This is a genomic window from Planktotalea sp., from assembly GCF_050633725.1.
Lineage (GTDB): Bacteria > Pseudomonadota > Alphaproteobacteria > Rhodobacterales > Rhodobacteraceae > Planktotalea.
In genome coordinates, this window is record NZ_JBOEHB010000003.1 from 60446 (window position 1) to 84400 (window position 23955).

The window sequence follows — 23955 nt, forward strand, 5'->3', positions numbered from 1 at the left end:
TCAACTATTGCCGTTCCCTGTAAATCGGCTCGCGTCTTCTGCGGCTTTGCGGATCGCGCCGCTTTTGTGCACAGTTTCCATATATTCGGCCTCGGGGTCGCTGTCATAGACGACGCCGCCGCCCGCTTGGATGTAGAGCTTTTCATCCTTTACGACCGCAGTGCGCAAAGCGATGCACATATCCATGTCACCGCCCGCAGAGAAGTATCCACACCCGCCGCCATAGATGCCACGTTTTTCTGGCTCGAGTTCGTCGATAATCTCCATTGCGCGTACTTTCGGGGCACCAGAGACCGTGCCAGCGGGCATGCCCGCAAAGAACGCAGAAAGCGCGTCTTGATCATCCGCGAGCTCGCCCACGACGTTGGAGACGATGTGCATCACGTGTGAATAACGCTCTACGATAAATTCCTCTGTCGGTCGAACCGTGCCGATTTTGGAAACCTTGCCCACATCATTGCGGCCCAGATCGAGCAGCATAAGGTGTTCGGCCAATTCTTTTTGATCGGCGAGCAGATCGGCTTCCAACGCATTGTCTTCCTCAGGCGTCGCGCCGCGTTTGCGGGTGCCCGCGATGGGGCGGATTGTGACCTCTTTGCCAAACACACGCACCAGAATTTCGGGGGAGGCGCCGACAACCTGAAAACCGCCGAAGTTGAAATAGAACATGAACGGCGAGGGGTTGGTGCGGCGCAGACTACGGTACAGCGCAAAGGGCGGCTGTTTGAACTCCTGGCACCAGCGCTGCGACGGCACGACCTGAAAGATGTCACCGGCTTTGATGTACTCTTTTGCCTTTTCGACCGCGGATTTGTAGCCCTCGCGGGTAAAATTGCTGACAGGCTCTGGCGCATCTTCTGCTTGGCCCAGATCGCGGGTGGCGGCGGGCATCGGGCGTTCCAGATCACGCACTGCGTCCATCACACGTTCCGCCGCTTGCGCGTAGGCCGCGCGCGCGGATTGTCCATCGCTGACCCAAGCGGGAGAGACGACAGTCACTTCTCCTTTGACACCGTCCAGAACCGCGACAACGGAAGGGCGCAGCATGATCGCATCAGGGACGCCCAAAGCATCTGGGTTTACATTTGGCAAATGCTCGACGTGGCGGATCATGTCATAACCGAGATAGCCAAACAGGCCAGACGCCGCCTGAGGTAGATCATCGGGCAATTCAATGTAGCTTTCGGCGATAAGCGCGCGCAGGGCATCAAGAGGCGGCATGTCTTGAGGCTCGAACGCCTCTGCGTCGTAGCGCGCCATGCGGTTGAGCGAGGAAGTTTTGCCCTCGCTGCGCCAGATCAGATCAGGCTTCATACCAACGATTGAATATCGTCCGCGCACTTCGCCGCCTGTCACCGATTCAAGCACAAAGGCATCCTTTTGAGCCCCCGTAAGTTTGAGCATCAGCGAAACGGGCGTGTCCAAATCCGCGGCTAAGCGCGTGTACACAACTTGATTATGTCCAGCCTCATAGGCCTTGCTAAAATCATCAAACGAGGGGACCAGCGCCATGGGCGTTACCCTTTATATGGATCAGTTAAAGTTGGCGTGCACCGCGTTGATCGCGTTTTGATCAAGCTGAATGCCCGCACGTTGTTGAATGTCGCGCGCGAAAGCCTCGAAGAGGTCTTGGCTCACAGCGCTTGCTGCTTGGTTGTTCAAGCGCACGCGAACAGCTTTGATATCATCGCTGTCTTCATCGGCAGGCAACACTTCATCAAGGCGAATGATCAAAACATCGCTGACGTCATCAACAACCACTGTTGTGCCTTGCTCAGCGTCAAAAAGCGCGAGGATTGCAGCAGGCGGCATTGCTTCGACAAAGCCCGTGCGGGTGAGTTCAGTCAGCGTTTCGCTTTCCAAATCAACCTCAGCAAAATCGCTCTCTGCTGTGATCTGTGGCAACAAAGCTTCGGCTTCCGCGCGCAGCGCGTCACGGGTTGCTTTGGTTTGCCAACCCGTTGTGACACGCTCTGTGATCTCCTCCAGCGGCTGAGGGCGCGGCTCAAGCACTTCGTCGAGACGCATCGCAAAGATACCGCCATCTTCAAGAACTGCGACTTCTGGGTAATCTTCAAGCGTGACTTCTGCTGCGGCAGAACGGAAAGCTTCGTATGCCGCAAGCCCGTCTTCGGCTTCGGAGGACCAGTCGATTTGACCAAGCTCCATGTCTGTTTCGTTTGCGAGGTCTTCTAGCGTCGCGCCACCCGCAAGCATGTCGTCAATATCGCTGATCTGGGCTTCCACAACGCGGCGGGCGCGGTCGGCAGCCAGTTCGTCCTTTAGCTGCGCACGCGCGTCCTCAAAGGACGTGGACTGCGCGGCGAGTACGCCGTTGATGCGGAACAGGGCAGGGCCAAGGTCACTTGGCAAAGGACCAACGACATCGCCTGTGTTTGCAGCAAAGATTGCGCTTCCGGCGTCGCCCAGTTCGCTTTGTGTCAGATCGCCAAGATCAATATCGGAAAGCGCAAGGCCGCGATCTTCTACAAGTAACTCGAAGGTCATTCCGCCCGCTTCAAGTTGTGCCTTTGCAGAGCTTGCTGCTTCTTGCTCGCCATACACCAAACGCTCGATCAAACGGCGCTCTGGTTTGTTGAATTCTTCGTTGCGTTCGTCATAGGCGTCCTTGAGAGCCGTTTCATCGACCTCAACGGTATCTGCGATCATATCGGGAGATAGCCAAGAATAGGTGATCTTCTTGGTTTGCGGCAGTGTGTAGTTGTCGATGTTTTCATCGTAATAGGCTTTTAGCTGCTCTGGCGTCGGAGCGCCCACTTGCTCGGCAAGGTCCGTGGCCGTTAGGCGTGCAACGGTCGCATTACGGCGCTCGCCGATATACGCAACAAGCGTGTTCTCGTAGGTGTCAGGCATCATGTTGCCCGACAGGATTGCGCCTTGCACCAACGTGCGCGCCGCTTCCTCGCGCAGGCTTTCTTCGAATTCAGCTTCGCCAAGCCCCGCGTTTTCGAGCGCAAAACGGTAGGAGTCGCGATCGAACTGGCCGTTGAGACCTTGAAACGCGCTCATGCTCAAGATTTGCTTTTGGAGTTGGACATCCCCAACGGACAATCCCAGCTCTGCTGTTTCGTGATCAAGTGCGCGTGTTGTGACCACCTTAGAGAGTGATTGACGATCTATGCCAAGCGCTTGCGCTGTTGCGAAGGGGACGTTTTGTCCAGCTTGCGCCGAAACGGCACGTAAATCGTCTTGCAGGGTGCGTGCATATAGATCGACTGAAATAGGTTTTTCACCAACCGCGCCAATCGTGCGGATATTGCCGCCAAGACCAGTTGCGCCAAAGCCGGCAAGCCCGACAATCAGCAAGGCCAGCAAAATCCAGATTAGTGTCTTTGAAACTGTGTTTCCGCGCTTGGCCATGATGCACCCAACCCTCTTGAATAAGTCACCGCTAAGACCGGCGTTTGGGCAGGTTTACTTGCCTCTCTGCGAGGGAGCAAGCGAGAAGCGCAATGCGGCTAATCGAGTGAACAATTTTGCAATCCCATTCGCGTCTATGTTGGCAAATGCAATGCGCAAATGCCGCGCTGCGGAAGGGTCATCGTCTGGCATGAACATCGTGCCCGGCAGGGCTAGGATACTGGCGTCCTTGACTAAGGTTTTCGCCAATTGATCCGAGGGTATTTCAAAGGGATGCTCAAGGTAAGCAAAGTAAGCACCGCAGCCTTTGAGGGTCCATCCTTTTTCCGCGAGCATCGGCATGTTCGCTTCAATCGCCGCGCGTCTGTTCAAGATTTCTAGCCGCTCACCGCGAAGCCAGTCGCCAAGGTTTTGCATTCCCCAAAGCGCGGAAAATTGCGCCATTTGGTTCGGGCAGATGTTCACGGTGTCGAGGAACTTCTCAACCTCTCCCAAAACATTCGCCGAGGTAACAATGGCTCCAACACGGTGCCCCGTCAGACGATAGGCCTTGGAGAAAGAATAAAGGTGGATCAGGGTGCCTTGCCAGTTGTCTTGTTGAAATAGCGCGTGCGGCGCACCCGTTTGGCTGTGAAAGTCGCGATAAGTTTCATCGACGATGAGCTTGATCCCATGCTCTTGGGCTAGTTCGAAAAACGCGAGAACCAGATCGGCGGGGTATTCGACCCCCGCAGGATTGTTGGGCGTAACCAGTGAAATTGCGCGCGTGCGTTCGGTGATCTTTTCGCGCGCAGCGTCCACGTCGGGCAACAGTTTGGCGTTGGTGGGCAGGGCAATGGCTGTAACACCTGCCATATCCAGCCACATTTTGTGATTGAAATACCAAGGCGCGGGCAAAAGAACGTTGTCGCCTTCTTCGGCTATGGCGCTGATGCTCGCGGCAAAGGCTTGGTTGCAACCAGATGTGATCGCCACTTGGCTTGGCGCGATACTTGCGCCGTAGGCCGCGCTCCAGCTCTCCGCGATTTCGCGCCGTAGTTCTGGCAGGCCCAACACGGGGCCATACAGATGTGCTTGCGGCTCGTTCAGAGCGATATCGGCCATAGCGCGGCGCAGCGGTTCGGGTGGCAGATCAACAGGCGCTGCTTGGCTTACGTTAATCAAAGGGCGCTCAGGTGGAAAATCGACGCCGTCTAACCAGCGCCGCGCCTCCATCACAGGGGGCGCGAATGTCTTTTGCGTCGCTGAGCTGCTCATTTAGTCTTGTCCGCGATAAGGCTCTACATATTGTAGTGCCATATCCCACGGAAAGAAGATCCAAGTGTCCTGTGATACGCCTGTGATGAACGTATCCGTCTGCGGCTCGCCTGCTGGCTTTGCGTAAACGCAGGCAAAATGCGCTTTAGGGTAATGCTTGCGCACCAATTCCAGCGTTTTGCCGCTATCAACGAGGTCATCGACAACCAGAATACCTGTGCCATCGCCCATCATTTCTGCGTCAGGCGCTTTGAGGATCTGCGCTTCGCGGCGCTGATCGGCTTTGCCGCCGCCTGAATGGTAGGACTTGACCGAAACCGTATCGACAGTGCGAATGTCCAGCTCGCGCGCAACGATCATCGCAGGGGCCATGCCGCCGCGGGTGATTGCGACAACCGCTTTCCATTCGCCATTGTCCGGCCCCTTGCCATCAAGGCGCCACGCCAGCGCGCGTGAATCGCGGTGCAATTGGTCCCAGCTTACGTGAAACCCTTTTTCGTGTGGCAGACGGTCGGTCATGGAAATTCTCCGAAAATAGTTTAGCGGCTTAGCAGCAAACGCAGGCCCAAAAGGCCCAAGACAGAGGCTGCAATGCGATCAAAGATTGGTTTGGCGCGCAGATAACCTGCGCTGACGTGTTTTGTCGAGAAGGCAAGCACCAGCGCAGAGCCGACGATGAACTCGATCAGCAAATGGTTGGCCACAACCAGCGCCTTGTCGGCGAAGCCCATGCTTTGCGGAAAGATCACCATGATGACGGCTGCGGAAAAGAGCACCGACTTCGGGTTGCTCATATTGACCAACATGCCGCCAAGAAAGGCGCGGGCAGGGGGCGTGGGGGCTTCGCCCAAAGGGGATTTGGCGTGCTTCCACGTCTGAAAGGCGATCCAGATCAGATAGAGCGCACCAACGGTTTTGAGAACCACAAAGGCCCAAGGAAAGAGCGCAAAGACAACATCAAGCCCCATAAAGGCCAACGCGGTCCATGTGGCGGCCATCGTGCCAAGACCCCAGACAGTATAGAGCCCAATCGCACGTCCGCTCGCCAGTGTCGTGCGAATGAAATAGAGCATGGCTGGCCCGGGGCTGGCGATTGCCGCCAGCAAGGTCGCGTTAAACGCGATGATATGGGCCAGCTCCATTGTCCTTTAATCCTTGGACATATCCGGCGCATCAACCGCCTTCATGCCGACGACATGATAACCCGCATCCACGTGATGCGTTTCGCCTGTGACGCCAGAGCCAAGATCGCTCAGCAGATAGAGCGCGGATTTACCCACGTCCTCAGTCGTTACATTGCGGCGCAGCGGGCTGTTGTATTCGTTCCACTTCATAATGTAGCGGAAATCGCCGATGCCAGAAGCCGCGAGCGTTTTGATCGGGCCCGCGCTGATTGCGTTGACGCGAATACCGTCTTTGCCGAGGTCTTCCGCAAGATAGCGCACAGAAGCTTCCAGCGCCGCTTTAGCAACGCCCATGACGTTATAGTGTGGCATGATCCGCTCAGCGCCATAGTAGGTCAGGGTGATGGCGCTGCCGCCTTCGTTCATCAACTTCTCAGCGCGCTGCATGATCGCGGTGAAGGAATAGACCGAAATGTCCATCGTCATTGTGAAGTTGTCGCGCGAGGTGTCCACATAACGCCCACGCAGCTCGCTCTTGTCGGAGAAGCCAATCGCGTGAACCACAAAATCAATCGAACCCCAGCGCTTTTCGATTTCTGCGAACAATTGGTCCATTGATTCTTCGCTGCTCACATCACAAGGCACGACGAAATCGCTGCCAAGCTGCGCCGCAAGCGGATCAACGCGTTTTTTCAACGCATCTCCTTGGTAGGAAAATGCGAGCTCTGCGCCTGCGTCCGCACAGGCTTTTGCAATGCCCCAAGCGATGGATTTGTCATTGGCTAAGCCCATGATCAGGCCGCGTTTTCCAGCCATTAGTGAGTTGGACATATTAAAAGCTCCAGTTTTATGCGTTGGTTTGTCTTTAGGCCAATGGAACATAGGCATCAAGCTTTTGGACCGCTGCGTAGCCTTGTTTGCCTTGGAAACTTGGCCTAAGCGCTGAGGGTGTGTCCAGGCGGCAGCAAGATCGGGGAACAATATGAGCGATAGAAGCGGAAAGTTTGCGGGCGAAGATCCGTTCGTCATTGCGAAGGAATGGCTTGCCGAAGCGCAAGAGAGCGAGATCAATGACCCCAACGCGATGGCCTTATCCACCGTTGATAAAGATGGTCTGCCAAACGCGCGAATGGTTCTATTAAAAGATATCGAGAAAGACGCGTTTGTTTTTTATACGAATTATGAAAGCGCAAAGGCTGGCGAAATTGAACAGGCTGGAAAAGCCGCATTTGTAATTCACTGGAAATCAATGCGCCGCCAAATTCGAGTGCGTGGAACTGTGACTCGTGAAGACGGGCCGCAAGCGGATTCCTATTATAATTCCCGTTCTCTCAAAAGTCGTCTTGGCGCGTGGGCAAGTCAGCAATCACGCCCTCTAAGCGGGCGCGCAGCCCTTGTCGCTGAAGTGGCAAAAGTCACCGCCAAGCATGGACCAAATCCAAAGCGCCCACCATTTTGGGGTGGGTATCGTATTACCCCAGGCGAGATCGAGTTTTGGGCTGACGGCGCGTTTCGCCTGCATGATCGCTTCGTGTGGCGTCGTTCTGATGCGGGTGGTTCTTGGGATATTTCGCGTCTAAATCCATGAATTTCACGCGACGTGAAATGATATCTGTCTGATTTTAATGGTTTTTTAATCCTTGCCAAGTGGGGGCGAATTGCATCACATAATTGCTAGGGATGAGGCACTAAACACGAGGCAGTAGAATGAATGATGAAGAGACGACGACCGCCTTGAGCGGTGTCGTCAAATGGTTTGATCCGGCCAAAGGGTTTGGGTTTGTTGTGGCGCAAGACGGTGGTGCAGATGTTTTGCTGCACGCTAACGTTCTGCGCAATTTCGGCCAGAACTCTGTGGCAGATGGTGCCGCTGTTGAGATATTAACGCAGAAGACCGATCGCGGGGTTCAGGCAATTGAAGTTCTTTCAATTGAACCGCCAATAAGTGATGATCGTCCACTCTTGCCTGATCTTGAAGATTTTGATCCTGAGCAATTAAGCTCGATTGAATTGCAAGCAGCGCGCGTGAAGTGGTTTGATAAAGGAAAAGGCTTTGGTTTCGCCAATGTCTTTGGTTCAGATGCGGATGTGTTTATTCACGTCGAAGTCTTGCGTCGGTCTGGTCTTGCTGATCTTGCGCCGGGCGAAGCGTTGGCCATTCGGGTAATCGATGGTAAACGTGGCCTCATGGCAGTTGAGGTGAACGCGTGGGAAGCAGCATTGAACTAAGCAAGACCCTTAAACTTGGAGTTGCTCTGGTGGGTTTTCTTGCTGGAGCAACGTCCGCATTTGCGCAATGCAAAGATGACCAGGTCTTAGTTAAAGGCGGGTTTGGCGAAGCCCAGTTCATGATCGAACTTGCGGATGACGCTGGCGAGCGCGCGCAGGGGCTGATGAATCGCGAAGTTTTGGCGCGATCCGCTGGCATGCTGTTTGTCTTTGAGCGGCCGGGCACTGTCGCGTTCTGGATGAAGAACACGCTGATTCCCCTCGATATGATCTTTGTCGATCGCACAGGGCGCATCCAACATATCCACTCAAATGCGATTCCCCATGATGAAACGCCGATTCCAGGTGGTGATGATATTTTCGCCGTTCTCGAAATTAACGGCGGACTCAGTGAAATATATGGGTTTCAAGTCGGTGATGCGCTTCAGCATTCGGCCTTTTTGGGCGGTCCTGCATTAATTCCGTGCAAAGAGTGATTTTCGGGCTTTTCATCCCCGAAAGACATCGCTAGATACCGCGTCAGTCGGGGCGTAGCGCAGCCTGGTAGCGCGACGGTTTTGGGTACCGTAGGTCGCAAGTTCGAATCTTGCCGTCCCGACCATTTTCCACATCTCAGTATCAGTTGAATTCGGGTTCATTGGTGTTCCAGTGCCGCGATCTACTACATCTAGACGCTTCTCTGTTTATCCACACAATCACTGCACATATCCACAAGCAATGGTGGGGCAGGGTGTGGTGGATATGGTATGTATGCAACATTTTGCATTTTAGATTTTTTACCAGCCAGTCAAAATCATATTAACGTTTAAGTAATGAATCTTCGCGTTCTGAATGAGTGAGCCGTGCTAAACCTGCCGCAAACAAAGGTTTTTAACTTTAAGCTGTATTTGAGGCGCAATGTTCGGGGTTTATCTGAATCAGTGCTCGTTTCGCGCGCCTCAAAAATGAAGCGCGGGTCAACGCAAAAAACATCACTTCGTCGTAAATAAATCCGTTGACCCAACACAGGATTTTGCGCCAGTTTGGGGTGCGGGGCAGGAAAGCCACAACATATAGTGGCAAAAAGTTCTCTTAGATTTGACAGTTGCACAGGCTTCACTTCAGCGTGTGTTAGCGTGCCTTTTGGTTGCAAAGGGCCTGATCAGGGAAGTTTTGTCCGATAACTCGCACGAGGCGCGCAGGCGCAGGCAATGAATTCGCTCACGGCGACGGGGAAGGCTACGAACATGAAGATCAGCAGACATTTTACCAAGGCAGGTCAAGACGCTTATAATTCGCTTGATTTTGTAACGACGAGCTCGGAAATCCGTAATCCGGATGGCTCAATCGTTTTCAAGCTTGATAACGTAGAAGTCCCGAACAGCTGGTCGCAGGTCGCCTCTGATGTGATCGCGCAAAAGTATTTCCGTAAAGCGGGCGTTCCTAACAAACTCGCTAAGGTCAAAGAAAAGAACGTACCCGAGTTCTTGTGGCGCTCTGAGCCAGCCAAAGACAACGACGGCTTTTCTGGTGAAACCTCCTCCAAGCAAGTGTTCGACCGTCTCGCAGGCGCATGGGCCTATTGGGGCTGGAAGGGTGGCTATTTCACCACCGAGGCAGACGCAAAGACATACTACGACGAAATGCGCTTTATGCTGGCCACGCAGCGCGCCGCACCGAACTCCCCGCAGTGGTTCAACACAGGTCTGCACTGGGCTTACGGCATCGACGGACCTGCGCAGGGTCACTACTATGTGGACTACCAGACCAAAGAGCTGACCAAATCCGCGTCCAGCTATGAGCACCCACAGCCACACGCCTGCTTTATCCAATCTGTCTCTGACGACCTTGTAGGGGACGGCGGCATCATGGACCTTTGGGTCCGCGAAGCCCGTCTCTTCAAGTACGGCTCCGGAACCGGCACGAACTTCTCCTCCCTGCGTGCCGACGGTGAGCAGCTCTCAGGCGGAGGCAAGTCCTCCGGCCTGATGGGTTTCCTCAAGATTGGTGACCGCGCAGCGGGCGCGATCAAATCCGGCGGCACAACGCGCCGCGCCGCGAAAATGGTGATCTGCGATGCGGACCACCCTGATATTCAAGAGTTCATCAATTGGAAGGTGAAGGAAGAGCAGAAAGTTGCCTCTATCGTCGCTGGCTCCAAGATGCACGAAGAGCACCTGAACGAGATCTTCAAAGCGATCCGCGCTTGGGATGGCTCCTCCGAGGATGCGGTCGATCCTAAGAAGAACGAGCAGCTGAAAAGCGCTATTCGCGGTGCCAAGAAAACGGCGATCCCCGAGACATATGTGAAGCGTGTTCTGGATTACGCAAAGCAGGGCTATGCATCCATCGAATTCCCGACATATGACACGGATTGGGATTCAGAGGCCTATGCGTCTGTCTCTGGCCAGAACTCCAACAACTCTGTGCGCGTCACGGATAGCTTCCTGAAAGCGGTCGAAGCGGACGGCGATTGGGAACTGATCCGCCGCACCGATGGCAGCGTCGCCAAAACCATCAAGGCACGCGATCTGTGGGAAGACATCGGCCACGCCGCATGGGCCTGCGCTGATCCGGGCATTCAGTATCACGACACGGTCAACGCATGGCACACATGCCCTGAGGACGGCGAAATTCGCGGTTCCAACCCGTGCTCCGAGTATATGTTCCTTGACGACACGGCCTGTAACTTGGCCTCGATGAACTTGCTCAAGTTCTACAAGGACAACAAATTCCAAGCGGAAGAGTATGTGCACGCAACACGTCTTTGGACAGTGACGCTGGAAATCTCCGTGATGATGGCGCAGTTCCCGTCTAAGGAAATCGCGCAGCGTTCTTATGATTTCCGCACGCTGGGTCTTGGCTATGCCAACATCGGTGGCCTCTTGATGAACATGGGCCACTCTTATGACAGCGACGAGGGTCGCGCGCTTTGCGGCGCGCTGACGGCTGTTATGACGGGTGTCTCCTATGCGACCTCCGCTGAAATGGCGGGCGAGCTGGGTGCCTTCCCGGGCCACGCGAAAAACGCAGACCACATGCTGCGTGTCATGCGCAACCACCGCAACGCGGCTTACGGCGCGACAGAGGGCTATGAAGGTCTTGAAATCAAGCCCGTGCCGCTCGATCTGGTGAACTCACCTGACGCGGATCTCACCAAACTCGCGATGTCCTCATGGGACGAAGCGCTGGCCTTGGGTGAAAAGCACGGCTACCGCAACGCGCAGGTTTCTGTGATCGCACCGACAGGCACCATCGGCCTCGTGATGGATTGCGACACCACAGGGATCGAGCCAGACTTCGCGCTGGTGAAATTCAAGAAACTCGCAGGCGGTGGTTACTTCAAAATCATCAACCAATCTGTTCCTGCGGCGCTTGAGAACCTTGGTTACGGCTCTGCCCAGATCGAAGAGATCGTCTCTTACGCGGTTGGTCACGCCTCCATCGGCAATGCGCCGGGCATCAACCACACATCGCTTGTCGGTCACGGCTTTGGCGCGAATGAGCTGGCGAAAATCGACGCCGCGCTCGCATCTGCCTTTGATATCCGTTTCGTCTTCAACCAGTGGACGCTGGGCGAAGAGTTTTGCACAGGCATCCTCGGCATCCCAAGCGAAAAGCTGAACGATCCGACCTTCGATTTGCTCAAGCACCTTGGCTATTCCAAAGCGGACATCGACGCGGCGAACGATCACGTTTGCGGAACAATGACTCTGGAAGGCGCTCCGTTCCTCAAGGAAGAGCATCTGAGCATCTTTGATTGCGCCAACCCATGCGGCAAGAAGGGCAAGCGTTTCTTGTCCGTCGATAGCCACATCCACATGATGGCCGCGGCGCAGTCGTTCATCTCTGGCGCGATCTCCAAAACGATCAACATGCCGAATGATGCAACCATTGAAGACTGCCAGAAAGCCTATGAGCTGTCTTGGTCCCTCGGCATCAAAGCCAACGCGCTTTACCGTGATGGCTCCAAACTGAGCCAGCCTCTCGCAGCGGCCTTGGTTGAGGACGACGACGAAGCGGCGGAAACGCTGGAAAGCGGTTCCATTCAGGAAAAAGCAGCGGTTCTCGCAGAGAAGATCGTCGAAAAGGTCATCGTCAAAGAGATCGTCAAATCGCACCGCGAAAAAATGCCAGAGCGCCGCAAAGGCTATACGCAAAAGGCGGTTGTGGGTGGTCACAAGGTTTACTTGCGCACGGGCGAATATGAAGACGGCCAGCTTGGCGAGATTTTCATCGACATGCACAAAGAGGGCGCAGGCTTCCGCGCGATGATGAACAACTTCGCCATCGCGGTGTCTGTTGGCCTCCAGTATGGCGTGCCGCTGGAGGAGTTCGTGGACGCCTTCACCTTCACCAAGTTTGAGCCAGCGGGCATGGTTCAGGGCAACGACAGCATCAAGAATGCAACGTCGATCCTTGACTATATCTTCCGCGAACTCGCCGTGTCCTATCTGGACCGCACGGATTTGGCCCACGTCAAACCCGAAGGCGCATCTTTCGATGACCTCGGTCGCGGCGCGGAAGAAGGCGTGAGCAACGTCTCCGAGCTGAGCGAAACAGCGGCGAATAATTCCTTGGAAGTGCTGAAGCAGATCAGCTCCACAGGGTACCTACGCAAGCGCCTCCCGCAGGAACTAGTCGTTCTCCAGGGCGGTCAAGCGGGGGCGGTTGCGCTGAGTGGCTCTGCCGATCCAGTTGCAGCGCTGCAAACGCTGGTGCCAGAAGTCAGCACCGCAGCGGTTGCGACCTCAACGACGACAACGGCCATGGCGAGCGGCAACGTCACTATGGATGCCCGTACCAAGGCGAAAATGCAGGGCTATGAAGGCGAAGCTTGCGGGGAGTGTGGCAACTACACGCTCGTGCGCAACGGCACCTGCATGAAGTGCAACACCTGCGGCGGGACATCCGGTTGTAGCTAAAAAAATTCGGTCACGAGGCCCTTGAGGGGGCCTCTGACGCATTCCAGGCCGCAGGCAAAAAATATTCCGAGCGGTGATAACGATGAGCTTGAGTTTGCGAACACTGGGAGGCCTTTTGGCCTCCCCTTTTTATTCGTTACTTGATTGGATAACTACGGGCGACGATCGTGCATCCCGTAAAGCCAGCAGGTTTGCGCGCTTCGCAGTGGCTAAGGGCTGCCTGATCCGCAACCCAGCTGTCTTTGTGACCATAGGATTGGCTCGTCGGAAAGTACCCGATGTAGCTATCACAAGATCCGCCTTTGTTGCCTGCTACATAAGGTGCTGCGAATGAACCGTATCCCGACGTAGAGCGCGCCCATGCGCGCAACGAGGGTGCCGATGCTGGGCAAATGGTGTTGTGAATAGACATCCCCCGTTTGGCTTTGGCGCCGCCTGCAGATGCAGTTGTCGCAAGCCCTAGGGCGCAAAGTGATAGTGTGAGGGCAATTGTGAGAGGTTTGTGCATCAATTCTTCCTTAATAAATCGTTAATAAGGATAGGATGCGTTAAGCTTTGTGCGAGCGGCAAGAAAAACAAGGTAATTGTTTCCGAGCATTCGTCGATAATAGCGAGCGAGAGAGCTGGTGGCGCGTATTCTGTATCGTCTGTTCAAAAGGTCGGTCAGGGGCGTGATTTTTCCAAAAACCACATAAAGTCATAGAGTTGTTTCTGCTTGGGGGGTGAACCCTTCACCCCGTTTCTGGCGCGATGCGGCGATGGGGCGCCCAAACGCCACCCGAGACCGCACATTTTATTGTCGCGGTCTTGGAAACAAAATTCGGCTAGTTCTGAGCAAATGAGGCAAGCGCAAAAGCAGGCCTCGTTTGCCACAGCTGTTTAGAGATTCGCATGCTTAAAGCGAATGCGCTTAGCTTTCAGAGACGAAACGATACGCGCCATCCTTTGCTTCGACCCGGCCAATTCCGCCGTTTGGCAAATGAAAACCTGCGATCGTCATCTGCTCATTGGCCATACGGTCCATCAGCATCTTGCGCGTGTTTATACCCGTTTCTGCATCCTGATCCGAGCCGCTCGCCCATTCGGGGTGGTGAAACGCTACGTGATGGTTGCCAATCGCATCGCCCACAACCATTGCGCTTTGTGATCCTTGGCGAACCTCAAAGCCCATATGGCCAGGTGTATGTCCGTATGTTGCGATCGCGGCGATACCAGGCAGGATTTCATCCCCCGCATCAAAGAAGTTTATCTGATCTTCAAGCATTTCCAAACGACGCTTGGCGCCAACCGCAAAGCTGGCACGCGCCTCGCCAATCGTGTTTACGGTTTCTGGATCCCACCAGTAATCCCATTCCGCGCGTCCCATATGATAGGAGGCATCGGGCAGCATCAAGTCGTCAAAATCATCAAGCAAACCGCCGATATGATCTGGGTGCGCGTGGGTAAAGACGACATGGGTGATGTCTTCCAGCGCGACCCCTGCCGCATCAAGGCTATCAAATAGATCGCCCGCGTTTGGCATGAAGTCAGGGCCAGAGCCGACGTCAAACAAAACGGTGTTCGTGCCGTCGCGGTAAAGGGTTACGTTGCACTCTGGCGTATATGTTTCGGTACTCAGGCCATAGCTTTTGATGATGTCAGTGGCAGAGTCAGGCAGGTTGCCGGTCACAAAACTGCCCGGCAAAGACAGCGAGCCATCGCTAACGGTCGTCAGTGTCGCGCTGCCAAGGGAAATTTCCGCAAGGGCCAATTTGGGGGCTGCGAGCAACGCCGCGCTTGCTGCGCCCTGCGCAAGTAGTGAACGACGTGTAATCATGATCCAACCTCCCAATATTCGTTTTTACGAATGTGATGGGAAAGCGGGTTTGGTTCAAGTCGCTTTTATCCGCGCGTGCCAATTCGGGCTGGGTCGCGGGGCGAAAACGCGCTGCTGCGCGTTCTCTTTTGCAGGCGTTACCGCTTATTTGGTCGGCAATGAGCGCGCGACAATGAGGCAGTCAGAAAATCCAGTTGGCTTGTGTTCTTCGCAATAATTGAGCGCGGCCTGCTCTGCTTCAAACATGTTGTCAAAACCGTAGGACTGGCCAACAGGCACAATCGGGCCAGGGTTATCGCAACTTAGGTTCATCGAGCGCGGCGCAATCGGAAGCGCATAGGCACCATGGCCCTTGATCCCGCTGGCCCAGGTTTTCAGCGTGCCTTTAAAGTCCTCGCAAAGTCCTGGAACGATGCGTAACACCCGCGCCTCGCCGCCTGCAAAGGCGGGGGATGAAACTGTGGCAGCGCATAGCGCCAAGCCGGCGATCGCAAACGCAAACTTTGTCATGATGGTTCCTTACTTGTTACACATTACGCTTCTAAGGGTAGGGGTTAAGTGGTTGTGTTTTATGGGAAAATATTGACTGACTTCCCCGATTGGCCATTCGTCTTCCGATTGCGAGGCGCAAAGTCATGCAAAATCCATAAACCTGCCGATTCAAACGAAAAAAGCAAAGTTGGTGATGAGAGGACAACGTTCATGCGTATTCAGCCGCTTTCAATTCTGGGGCGAGCGCGAGCGTAAGAACAGGGTTAGAATCGCCCTGTTGAAACGTCCCTTACCTCGCGCCGCGCTCAGTTCAGGACTGTGTCGGCGTTACCCTGCGCTTAATCTGAAGCTCGCGAACGATGTCAGCGATTTGGGTGAAATGCGCGGCAAGTGGATTGCTTTTGCGCCAGACCATGCCGATCTGCCGTGTCGGGGCAGGGGTTGGAAAGGCAGACACGCAAACCTCTGCGGCAGGGGTTTCAACAGGGATTGCCATTTCGGGAATAAGGGTCACGCCGATGCCAGCGCTCACCATTTGCACCAAAGTGGTGAGCGAGCTGCCATCCAATCCGTCGCGTGGAAGCGCGGTGTTTACATTGCAAAAGGCCAAAGCCTGATCGCGAAAGCAATGTCCTTCCTCAAGCAACAAAAGACGCATTTTCAGCAGAGCCTCGCCGTCGGGCACCGGCTCGTTCGCTTGCTGGGCCGGGCGCACCAGTACGAAATCTTCGCTGAAAAGGGGGGCTTCGAATAGGCTCGGCTCGGAAACGGGCAGGGCAAGGATTGCCGCGTCGATCTTTCCGTCGGCCAATTCATGCAGCAACTTAGGGGTCAGCGTTTCGCGCACATGAAGGTCGAGCGCGGGGCTTTGCTGTTTCAGCGCGCCAATCAAGGACGGGAGCAAATAGGGCGCAATTGTCGGAATAATGCCCAGCCGTAGACGCGCCAGGGATTGCCCGTTGGAGGCGCGCGCAATGTCGATAAGTTGATCCACTTCGCCCAGTATCGCGCGTGCGCGCGTTATGAGGTCTTCGCCAACTCGGGTTAGCCGAACCTGCCGCGCGCCGCGTTCGAACAGCGGCGCGCCCAAGGTTTGCTCCATCTCTTTTATTTGCACCGAAATGGCTGGCTGCGAAATTGCACATACAGAGGCCGCGCGCCCAAAGTGGCCATGACGCGCAACGGCTTCGAAATAGCGGAGCTGTTTTAGGGTAAGTTCACTCATAATGAAAAATTATCAGATGGATGAAAATATGCAAATGTAAACTATGGATTGGCTCTGTTAGCCTGACTAAGAATCGTTGGACGCGTCGGTCTTGCCGCCAGTGACGTCCAATTCGGTTTTACAGAAATAACTCTATCGGGAGAACAGACATGGACGGCAACAACGTATCTCAAGCAGGCAAATGCCCCGTTTTACATGCGGCGACAGCGAGCACACGCAGTAACCGTGATTGGTGGCCTGAACAGCTAAACCTACGCATCCTAAGCCAAAAATCCAACCTGTCTGATCCGATGGGCGACGATTTCGACTATGCGGAAGAGTTCAAATCCCTTGATCTCGAAGCTGTGCGCGCAGACCTTTATGCGCTGATGACCGATAGCCAAGAGTGGTGGCCTGCGGATTATGGCCATTACGGCCCTTTCTTCATTCGCATGGCATGGCACAGCGCGGGCACCTATCGCACGGGCGACGGCCGCGGCGGCGCGACATCCGGCTCACAACGTTTTGCGCCACTGAATAGCTGGCCAGACAACGTCTCGCTCGATAAAGCCCGTCGCTTGCTCTGGCCTGTGAAAGCCAAATATGGGCGCAAACTGTCTTGGGCTGACTTGATGATCCTTGCGGGTAATGCGGCCATTGAATCAATGGGCCTTGAAACCTTCGGGTTTGCCGGTGGCCGCGCCGATACGTGGGAGCCTGAGCAAGATATATATTGGGGTGAAGAGGCGGAATGGCTTCAAACCAGTGGCGGCGAAAATAGCCGATACTCTGGTGAGCGCGAGTTAGAAGACCCGCTTGCCGCTGTTCAAATGGGTCTGATTTATGTGAATCCAGAAGGACCAGACGGAAACCCCGATCCCGTTGCCTCTGGCTTTGACATTCGTGACACCTTTGGCCGCATGGGTATGAACGATGAAGAAACCGTGGCCTTGGTCGCAGGGGGTCACACATTTGGCAAAGCACATGGCGCTGGTAATCCTGATCTGGTTGGACCAGAGCCGGAAGCGGCACCGATCCATGCGCAGGGTCTAGGCTGGGCCAATAGCTTTGAAAGCGGCGTTGGCGTTCATACGACATCTTCTGGTGTTGAAGGCGCGTGGACACCGAACCCGATTCAGTGGGACATGGGCTTTTTCGACGTACTCTTCGGGTACGAGTGGGAATTGACCAAGTCGCCAGCAGGTGCACAAATTTGGCATGCAATTGATTTAAAAGAAGAAAATCACGCACCTGAAGTTGATGGTTCGGGCAAACGCGTTCCGATCATGATGACCACAGCCGATATGGCAATGCGCATGGACCCTGCTTATGAGGTGATTTCGCGCCGCTTCCATGCAAACCCCGACGATTTCGCAGATGCCTTTGCACGTGCTTGGTTCAAGTTGACACACCGTGATATGGGGCCGAAGTCGCTGTATCTTGGCGCGTTGGTGCCTGACGAAGACCTTGTCTGGCAAGACCCGATTCCAGCAGTGGATCACCCGCTGGTGAATGCGGCAGATATTGCGGCGCTGAAAGCTGACATTCTCGCGACAGGCCTTTCTGTTCAAGAACTGGTTCTTGCAGCTTGGTCTTCTGCGTCTACCTTCCGTGGGTCCGACAAGCGCGGCGGTGCCAATGGCGCGCGCGTTCGTCTTGAGCCGCAAATTGGCTGGGAGGCAAATAACCCTGCGCAACTAAGCAAGGTTTTGGCGGCGCTTGAGGGTATCCAAGCGGCGTTTAACGCAAAGGGTGACACGAAAGTGTCAATGGCGGACCTGATCGTCCTTGCGGGCAGCGCGGCGATTGAGAAAGCTGCGGGAAACTCGGTTGAAGTGCCGTTCACTGCGGGCCGCATGGACGCTAGCGCCGAGCAGACGGACGTTGAAAGTATCGCGGTGCTTGAGCCACAAGCCGACGGTTTCCGCAACTACTCTAAGGCGCGCTACACCGTGTCGGCCGAGGCGTTGCTGGTTGATAAAGCACAGCTTTTGGGGCTGACCGCGCCCGAGATGACGGTTCTTGTTGGCGGAATGCGCGCGCTTGGCGCGAACTTTGACGGCTCTGATCACGGTGTGCTTACGGATCGTGCTGGCACGCTGAGCAACGACTTCTTTGTGAACCTGTTGAGCATGGACACGGTCTGGTCACCGCTTTCCAGTGATGAAGACTTGTTCGAGGGCAAGGATCGCAAAACGGGCGCTAAGCGCTGGACTGGGACGCGGGTTGATCTTGTGTTTGGCTCTAACTCTGAACTGCGCGCTGTGGCCGAGGTTTATGCAAGTGCCGATGCAGGCGAGAAATTCGTCGCTGATTTCGTAGCGGCCTGGAGCAAGGTGATGAATGCAGATCGCTTTGATCTGGCGTAACCTGTTGATTACATGAGATTGATTGGGCCAGTACACATCGTGCTGGCCTTTTCTTTTTGTCGGTTTCCGATCGCTTGCGCGATCCGATCCGCTGGGGGTTTCACCCCCAGACCCCCGAGGATATTTTTCGAGAGAGGAAGGCTAGGCGTGCGGCGATAGGCTGGTGAGTGGTTCGATATGCAGATCAGCGGCTTTGATTGTTGTACCCATATAAGTGATGTCGTCAGGGGAGTAGTTAAACCAAAACCGCTGATCATTTGCGTCGCGGCAGCGCAAACCGTCAGGTAGCCGCTGGGTTTCGATATTTGCCTGTGTCGCCAGATCTTCGATAATATCGATATAAGTCTCGGCATCGGGCCAGCCGGCTATGTAATGCAGCCCGCCTGCAAACATTATTGCAGGAGCGCCATCCAGAGTGCGGGTCTTAACGGCGGCGCTGCCATTTAGGTGCTCGAACCAATGTTTGAATGCGCCGCGCTCTTGCAAAAGAATACGCGCGTGTGGCGGGATGCTTTCGACGCGCGCGGTGACGCAATCAATGCTGGTAATGTTTGGGCCCATCGGCGTTGGGATACTCATTTCACCAGTTTTTGAACCTGTGCGAGGCCCGATTAAAGCGATGCCTTGATAGGTATTCAGGGTCTCTGGCAATTCTAGCAAGCCGGGCGCGAGAACCAGATCGTAGCCCTCTAAGTCGGCATCGGCCGCAATGATATCGAGCGACAATCCCAGCGCGCGTGCGGCGCGATAGGTTTCGAATGCAAGGCGGAACATATCGAAATCCGCGCCTTGGGGTTGGGTCTCCCAAGCCCAGCAAGACGGGTAATCGAAGATCAAAGCGACCTTGGCTTTTGCAGTGTCAACGTTTGGCAGCTCAGCCAGCTCTTCTGCCACGTGTTTGGCTTCGCTCAGGGCAGGAGCAGGTTCGCCGTCTGGACGCAACAGCCCTGCGTGCATTTGTTCTTGGGCAAAGGGCGCTTGTCGCCAGCGGAAATAGAGCACGGACTCTGCGCCATGTGCAAAGGCTTCCCACGCCCACAGTCGCGCCATTCCAGCAAGCGGGGCAGGGTTATAGGGGGCCCAGTTCACTGGACCGGGTTGCTGCTCCATCACCCAAAGGCGGCCTTTGCCAACGGTGCGATAAAGGTCATGGTGAAACGCCTGCATGTCAGGGTCACCTTGACGCATAAAGCGCGCTTTATGTTCCAGTGTCCCTTCTAAGCGATCGGACAAAAAGCCAATCGGATAGCTGTCCCAAGAGGCAATATCGAGATCATCCCCGACTGCGTAATGATCAAAGTCAGTGACGCGCCCCATATAATTGTGGATCAAAGGAGCTTTGGTAAATCCGCGCAGGATTTCGGTTTGCGCCCGGTTGAAGGCAACGACCTGATCCGATGAAAACCGCCTGAATGCCAACACATGTGCGGGGTTGGCTTCGGTTACGGTGAGGTTCGGCAGACCGATCTGATCAAAGCGATCATATTCCATTGACCAGAATATATTGCCCCATGCAGCGTTCAAAGCCTCAGGGGTTTGATAGCGCTTCGCACACCACGCTTGAAACGCGAGGGTGGCGGATTGGGAGTAGCTGACGGTTGTGTCATGGCAGCCATATTCATTGTCAGTCTGCCAAGCGGTTACATATGGATTGTCACCAAAGCGCTTTGCAAGGATGCGCGTGATGCGGCGGCATTCCTCCAAATAACCAACATGGGAAAAGCAGTAGTGCCTGCGAGAGCCAAATCCTCGCGCGCGCCCCTCTGCGTCAACCGCAAGCATATCGGGGTGTTTGTCGAGCATCCAGCGCGGCGGCGTGGCGGTCGGTGTGCCAAGGATGAGCTGCAAGCCTGCTGCACCCAAGGTATCTATCGCGCGCGCGAGCCAATCGAGTTGTAGATCGCCCGATGTTGGCTCTAGTCGTGACCATGCAAACTCACCAACGCGCACCCAAGTGAGACCCGCTTCGATCATTTGTGCTGCGTCGATTGCCCAACGTTCCTCGGACCAATGCTCTGGATAATAGCAAACCCCTAATGTGCGCTTCATAGCATAACCTGATGTTCCTGCTGACCTTTTGCGATCTGAGGCAAGCAAAAGGTTTTGCCGTTGTTTGCGAGTTCGCCCCGTATGTCCTGCGTTGCCGATGTCACGTAAAGATCGCTTAGATCATCGCCGCCAAACGCAGGGCAGCTTACATGGCGTGCGTCGATCGGATGGCTTGCGACAAGTGAGCCGTCAGGCGCATATCCATTCACACAAGAGGCCCCCCAAAGCGCGACCCAGAAGGTGCCTGAGGCGTCGACAACCGCACCATCTGGATTAAGGCCAACGTCGTTAAGATCTAGCCAGACTTCGGCTGCGCCTTGTGGCCAGCCATTCAGAGGATCAAGAGGCACGCGCATCACCTGCTTTGTGAGGGTGTCAGTATAATGAGCATACTGATGATCAGGTGTGAAACATATCGCGTTGGAAATGCTCACGTCGGCAACAAGTTTACGCGTCTCGCCTTTGAAATGGCGATAGATAGCGCCAGCGCCAAACTCTGCCCCTTTTCCCATTGTGCCGATCCAGAACCCGCCCCATGGATCCGCGCGCCCGTCGTTGGAACGTGTTTCAGGCTGATCCGCTTCGATCAGCGTTATGGGATCGCTCAGCGAGCCAGTGCCGATTTCGAACAGGTGCAAGCCAACTTCGGACGCGACCAACAGCGTTGAGCGATTGATCCAGCCCGCTGCAGAGACGCTAAGTTTGAATGACCAACTCTTTGCCTTGGTATGGATTTTGCATGCGTTTATGTCGAACCAGAACAATTCTTTGCGCAAAGGATGCCATAGCGGTCCTTCACCGAGCCTACAGGCTCTATCATCAAAAATCATGCGCTGGCCTCGTCAAAGGCGGCAACCATCATGCGCGCGCGCTCGCCAACTTCGCCAGCGGTAAAACCCGGTTTATAAAGCGCAGAACCAATGCCAAACCCGTCTGCGCTGGCGGCCATCCATTCAGCAAAATTCGTATGATCCGCGCCGCCAACGGCGTAAACTTGCGTCCCAACAGGCAAGACCGCACGAATGGCTTTGAGGCCACTGACACCCAACAGTGAAGCTGGGAATATTTTCAGCCCATCTGCACCAGCGCCTAGCGCGGCAAAGCACTCTGTTGGTGTCATAACGCCAGGGTAGCTATCCAGTCCTGCAAGCTTGGTGGCGGCGATTACTTGGGTGTCTGCATTGGGCGATACGATCAATTGCCCGCCTGCTTTTGCCACGGCAATCACAGTTTCGACCTGCAACACAGTACCAGCGCCAATCTGGGCGACAGAACCAAAGGTTTTAGCCAATATTTCAATGGATTTAAGTGCATTTGGCGAGTTCATTGGAACTTCGATACGCCGTATACCTGCGTCTATAATCGCGCTGGCAATGTCTTTGACTTCAATAGGAGTTACGCCACGCAAAATGGCGATCAATGGTCGGCTCATAAATGTGTTTCCTTCAGAGAGAAAGATAAGCAGCGACTAAGCCTGCGCGTGTAATTGCGCCTGCCTCAGATCGCTCTGCTTGTATACCCTGCTGCGAAAGTGAAAAACTGTAAAGATCGCAGAGCCGATCATTTCCAATAATCGCAATCCGTTGACCGAGCCAGTAAGGTTTGGCTGCGGCCAATTCCGCACCTATCAAACATCCTGATAGACGCGCGCGCGCCGTGCCAGAGGATTGCCCATGCAGCAGGTCTGAGGCCCGCAAGGAAAAGAGCGTGCTACCGAGGTTTTCAGGTCGTGACAGCGTGTCAGACAATGCTGTTTCAAAAGCAGCGTGGTCCCAGTCCTCGCCGCTAAGTGAATGCTTGAGCACAGTTTGCGTACTGATCGCTTGGAACACTTCTCCCGTCATAAAGGTTCGGAAACTAACGATCTCACCAGCGCTGACATGGACCCATTTCGAGTGGGTTCCGGGCAAGCAAATCACGCCATCCCAATCATCATTGAGCGCTAGAAATCCTGCGATCTGCGTTTCTTCCCCCCGCATAACGTCCGCTGGATCGTTTTGCTTTACGCCCGGTATCAGCCAGACATTCAGGTCATTTCCACTGTGATTGACGCGGACAGGGCTATCGGTTCCGGCGGTGCAAGGAACTGCGCGGTAGGGGGCTTCTTGCCATCCTTGCCGCGAGCCGACCATACCGCAGGCGACAATTGTGCAAGGATTTGGCAAGTCCCAATGGGCAATAAGGCTGCGCAGAGCAGCTTCATACGCGCATGGCTCCAAAGACGACATGCCCTGTTCAGAGCAGCATTCGTCCAGCAGCTCGCCCTGTTCAGTCATAGCATAAGCGCGCAGATTGGTAGTGCCCCAATCGACGCCGATCCAAGCGGGTTTGATTGATGTGTTCTGGCTCATCCTGTCACCACGACGCCGCCATCAATGACGAGAGATTGCCCCGTCATAGCACGGCTCAGGTTAGATGCGAGAAATAGCACGCCGCCAACAATGTCGGCTGGCGCGAGCGGATCTTTCAGGCATTGGCGTTCTAAATGCGCCGCTAGTCCGTCTTCTGTCACCCACAGATCTTTCTGTTTTTGCGTGAGAACCCAGCCCGGAGCCAGAGCGTTCACACGAATGTTTTCGCTGCCAAGATCACGTGCCAAAGAGCGAGTCAAACCGTTGATCCCCGAATTTGCGGCTGTGTATAGCGGATAACCGGCATTCCCCATCATATAGGAAATCGAGGTGAAGTTGATGATCGAGCCTCCGCCCGCAGCCGCCATCATTGGCGCGACATGCTGGCAGGCAAAGACATAGGCTTTAAGGTTGATGTCCATCATCCAAGTATAGAAGTCTTCGTCTATTTCAGCCAAGTCATGGCGCTTATCATTGGCGGCGTTGTTGATGAGTATTGTAATAGGGCCGTGACGCTCGCTGGCCTCGTTCATTGCGTTCTTCAGACGGGCTATATCCGTGATATCACATTGTATGAAGTGAGGGCGATTGCCGTGTTTTGCCTCCATGTCATCACAAAACGCGCGCGCATCAGAGCGTCCAACAAAGGCCACGCGCGCACCTTGAGCAAGCAATCCTTCGCTCAAAGCCGCGCCGATTCCGTTGCCACCTCCGGTGATAAACACCGATGCGTCTTTGAGCTCTGGGAATGTCGCGCTCATATCTTGCGCTCCTTTGTT

The 23955-nt window shown here is 54.9% G+C and carries 20 protein-coding genes and 1 tRNA gene; 6 read left to right on the forward strand and 15 right to left on the reverse strand.

Translation table 11 applies throughout. The annotated features are described in order from the left end of the window. The 6 genes from trpE to fabI are packed head-to-tail and all read right to left on the reverse strand — an operon-like array spanning position 1 to position 6593. Positions 1-1512: an anthranilate synthase component I gene (gene trpE, locus ACRBCU_RS03910; RefSeq protein ID WP_431364060.1), complete on the reverse strand. Its 1512-nt coding sequence runs from the start codon at positions 1510-1512 to the stop codon at positions 1-3. Positions 1513-1533: 21 nt separating this feature from the next. Then, positions 1534-3381, reverse strand: coding sequence for a peptidyl-prolyl cis-trans isomerase (locus ACRBCU_RS03915; RefSeq protein ID WP_431364061.1), 1848 nt, complete (start codon positions 3379-3381; stop codon positions 1534-1536). A gap of 54 nt (positions 3382-3435) precedes the next feature. Next, positions 3436-4638, reverse strand: a complete 1203-nt coding sequence (locus ACRBCU_RS03920) for an aminotransferase (RefSeq protein WP_431364062.1) — start codon at positions 4636-4638, stop codon at positions 3436-3438. Then, a complete protein-coding gene (gene gpt, locus ACRBCU_RS03925; RefSeq protein ID WP_431364063.1) occupies positions 4639-5157 on the reverse strand; it encodes a xanthine phosphoribosyltransferase in 519 nt (172 codons plus the stop codon). A 20-nt stretch (positions 5158-5177) separates the two neighbouring features. After that, on the reverse strand, positions 5178-5780 hold the full coding sequence (locus ACRBCU_RS03930) for a LysE family translocator (protein WP_431364064.1): 603 nt from the start codon (positions 5778-5780) through the stop codon (positions 5178-5180). A 6-nt stretch (positions 5781-5786) separates the two neighbouring features. Then, positions 5787-6593, reverse strand: a complete 807-nt coding sequence (fabI, locus tag ACRBCU_RS03935; protein ID WP_431364065.1) for an enoyl-ACP reductase FabI — start codon at positions 6591-6593, stop codon at positions 5787-5789. A 151-nt stretch (positions 6594-6744) separates the two neighbouring features. Between fabI and pdxH the strand changes: the two genes are divergently transcribed. From pdxH to ACRBCU_RS03960, 5 genes are all read left to right on the forward strand, one after another. After that, entirely contained in the window at positions 6745-7350 is a 606-nt protein-coding gene (gene pdxH, locus ACRBCU_RS03940) for a pyridoxamine 5'-phosphate oxidase (protein ID WP_431364066.1), read from the forward strand. Positions 7351-7469: 119 nt separating this feature from the next. After that, a complete protein-coding gene (locus ACRBCU_RS03945; protein ID WP_431364067.1) occupies positions 7470-7991 on the forward strand; it encodes a cold-shock protein in 522 nt (173 codons plus the stop codon). 29 nt (positions 7992-8020) lie between these two features. Next, complete coding sequence (locus tag ACRBCU_RS03950; RefSeq protein WP_431364068.1) at positions 8021-8467, forward strand: DUF192 domain-containing protein; 447 nt, start codon at positions 8021-8023, stop codon at positions 8465-8467. Positions 8468-8515: 48 nt separating this feature from the next. After that, positions 8516-8592, forward strand: a tRNA-Pro gene (locus ACRBCU_RS03955). Between the two features lie 625 nt (positions 8593-9217). Next, complete coding sequence (locus ACRBCU_RS03960) at positions 9218-12895, forward strand: vitamin B12-dependent ribonucleotide reductase (protein WP_431364069.1); 3678 nt, start codon at positions 9218-9220, stop codon at positions 12893-12895. Positions 12896-13031: 136 nt separating this feature from the next. Here the strand turns inward: ACRBCU_RS03960 and ACRBCU_RS03965 are convergent, their stop codons facing one another. The 4 genes from ACRBCU_RS03965 to ACRBCU_RS03980 form a co-directional block, all read right to left on the reverse strand. Beyond that, positions 13032-13403 carry a hypothetical protein gene (locus ACRBCU_RS03965; protein ID WP_431364070.1) on the reverse strand — a complete coding sequence of 124 codons (372 nt, stop codon included), beginning with the start codon at positions 13401-13403 and terminating at the stop codon, positions 13032-13034. Positions 13404-13805: 402 nt separating this feature from the next. Continuing rightward, the gene (locus ACRBCU_RS03970) at positions 13806-14711 is read right to left on the reverse strand and encodes an MBL fold metallo-hydrolase (RefSeq protein ID WP_431364071.1); all 906 of its coding nucleotides are present in this window, start codon (positions 14709-14711) and stop codon (positions 13806-13808) included. A 144-nt stretch (positions 14712-14855) separates the two neighbouring features. Next, complete coding sequence (locus ACRBCU_RS03975; RefSeq protein WP_431364072.1) at positions 14856-15221, reverse strand: hypothetical protein; 366 nt, start codon at positions 15219-15221, stop codon at positions 14856-14858. A 292-nt stretch (positions 15222-15513) separates the two neighbouring features. Then, positions 15514-16428: a LysR substrate-binding domain-containing protein gene (locus ACRBCU_RS03980; protein ID WP_431364073.1), complete on the reverse strand. Its 915-nt coding sequence runs from the start codon at positions 16426-16428 to the stop codon at positions 15514-15516. Between the two features lie 149 nt (positions 16429-16577). Between ACRBCU_RS03980 and katG the strand changes: the two genes are divergently transcribed. After that, positions 16578-18776, forward strand: coding sequence for a catalase/peroxidase HPI (gene katG, locus ACRBCU_RS03985; protein ID WP_431364074.1), 2199 nt, complete (start codon positions 16578-16580; stop codon positions 18774-18776). A 141-nt stretch (positions 18777-18917) separates the two neighbouring features. Here katG and ACRBCU_RS03990 read toward each other — a convergent pair whose 3' ends face one another. Genes ACRBCU_RS03990 through ACRBCU_RS04010 form a run of 5 tightly spaced genes read right to left on the reverse strand, consistent with a single transcriptional unit; the run spans position 18918 to position 23937 of the window. Next, positions 18918-20825, reverse strand: coding sequence for a beta-galactosidase (locus tag ACRBCU_RS03990; RefSeq protein WP_431364075.1), 1908 nt, complete (start codon positions 20823-20825; stop codon positions 18918-18920). Next, the gene (locus ACRBCU_RS03995) at positions 20822-21655 is read right to left on the reverse strand and encodes an SMP-30/gluconolactonase/LRE family protein (protein WP_431364076.1); all 834 of its coding nucleotides are present in this window, start codon (positions 21653-21655) and stop codon (positions 20822-20824) included. The genes ACRBCU_RS03990 and ACRBCU_RS03995 overlap by 4 nt, the downstream gene beginning before the upstream one ends. Continuing rightward, positions 21652-22257: a 2-dehydro-3-deoxy-6-phosphogalactonate aldolase gene (locus ACRBCU_RS04000; RefSeq protein WP_431364077.1), complete on the reverse strand. Its 606-nt coding sequence runs from the start codon at positions 22255-22257 to the stop codon at positions 21652-21654. Before ACRBCU_RS04000 ends, ACRBCU_RS03995 begins: the two co-directional genes overlap by 4 nt. A 13-nt stretch (positions 22258-22270) precedes the next feature. Then, entirely contained in the window at positions 22271-23176 is a 906-nt protein-coding gene (locus ACRBCU_RS04005; RefSeq protein ID WP_431364078.1) for a 2-dehydro-3-deoxygalactonokinase, read from the reverse strand. Further along, the gene (locus ACRBCU_RS04010) at positions 23173-23937 is read right to left on the reverse strand and encodes an SDR family NAD(P)-dependent oxidoreductase (protein ID WP_431364079.1); all 765 of its coding nucleotides are present in this window, start codon (positions 23935-23937) and stop codon (positions 23173-23175) included. The genes ACRBCU_RS04005 and ACRBCU_RS04010 overlap by 4 nt, the downstream gene beginning before the upstream one ends. Positions 23938-23955: the final 18 nt, after the last annotated feature.

Bases quoted from the DNA above. Each gene is read 5' to 3' on its own strand.
- ACRBCU_RS03980 (WP_431364073.1), bottom strand. From the start codon at position 16,428: ATGAGTGAACTTACCCTAAAACAGCTCCGCTATTTCGAAGCCGTTGCG.
- ACRBCU_RS04010 (WP_431364079.1), bottom strand. From the start codon at position 23,937: ATGAGCGCGACATTCCCAGAGCTCAAAGACGCATCGGTGTTTATCACC.
- ACRBCU_RS03995 (WP_431364076.1), bottom strand. From the start codon at position 21,655: ATGATTTTTGATGATAGAGCCTGTAGGCTCGGTGAAGGACCGCTATGG.
- ACRBCU_RS04000 (WP_431364077.1), bottom strand. From the start codon at position 22,257: ATGAGCCGACCATTGATCGCCATTTTGCGTGGCGTAACTCCTATTGAA.
- ACRBCU_RS03960 (WP_431364069.1), top strand. From the start codon at position 9,218: ATGAAGATCAGCAGACATTTTACCAAGGCAGGTCAAGACGCTTATAAT.
- ACRBCU_RS04005 (WP_431364078.1), bottom strand. From the start codon at position 23,176: ATGAGCCAGAACACATCAATCAAACCCGCTTGGATCGGCGTCGATTGG.
- trpE (WP_431364060.1), bottom strand. From the start codon at position 1,512: ATGGCGCTGGTCCCCTCGTTTGATGATTTTAGCAAGGCCTATGAGGCT.
- ACRBCU_RS03930 (WP_431364064.1), bottom strand. From the start codon at position 5,780: ATGGAGCTGGCCCATATCATCGCGTTTAACGCGACCTTGCTGGCGGCA.
- ACRBCU_RS03970 (WP_431364071.1), bottom strand. From the start codon at position 14,711: ATGATTACACGTCGTTCACTACTTGCGCAGGGCGCAGCAAGCGCGGCG.
- fabI (WP_431364065.1), bottom strand. From the start codon at position 6,593: ATGTCCAACTCACTAATGGCTGGAAAACGCGGCCTGATCATGGGCTTA.
- katG (WP_431364074.1), top strand. From the start codon at position 16,578: ATGGACGGCAACAACGTATCTCAAGCAGGCAAATGCCCCGTTTTACAT.
- ACRBCU_RS03915 (WP_431364061.1), bottom strand. From the start codon at position 3,381: ATGGCCAAGCGCGGAAACACAGTTTCAAAGACACTAATCTGGATTTTG.
- ACRBCU_RS03945 (WP_431364067.1), top strand. From the start codon at position 7,470: ATGAATGATGAAGAGACGACGACCGCCTTGAGCGGTGTCGTCAAATGG.
- ACRBCU_RS03920 (WP_431364062.1), bottom strand. From the start codon at position 4,638: ATGAGCAGCTCAGCGACGCAAAAGACATTCGCGCCCCCTGTGATGGAG.
- ACRBCU_RS03965 (WP_431364070.1), bottom strand. From the start codon at position 13,403: ATGCACAAACCTCTCACAATTGCCCTCACACTATCACTTTGCGCCCTA.
- pdxH (WP_431364066.1), top strand. From the start codon at position 6,745: ATGAGCGATAGAAGCGGAAAGTTTGCGGGCGAAGATCCGTTCGTCATT.
- ACRBCU_RS03990 (WP_431364075.1), bottom strand. From the start codon at position 20,825: ATGAAGCGCACATTAGGGGTTTGCTATTATCCAGAGCATTGGTCCGAG.
- gpt (WP_431364063.1), bottom strand. From the start codon at position 5,157: ATGACCGACCGTCTGCCACACGAAAAAGGGTTTCACGTAAGCTGGGAC.
- ACRBCU_RS03975 (WP_431364072.1), bottom strand. From the start codon at position 15,221: ATGACAAAGTTTGCGTTTGCGATCGCCGGCTTGGCGCTATGCGCTGCC.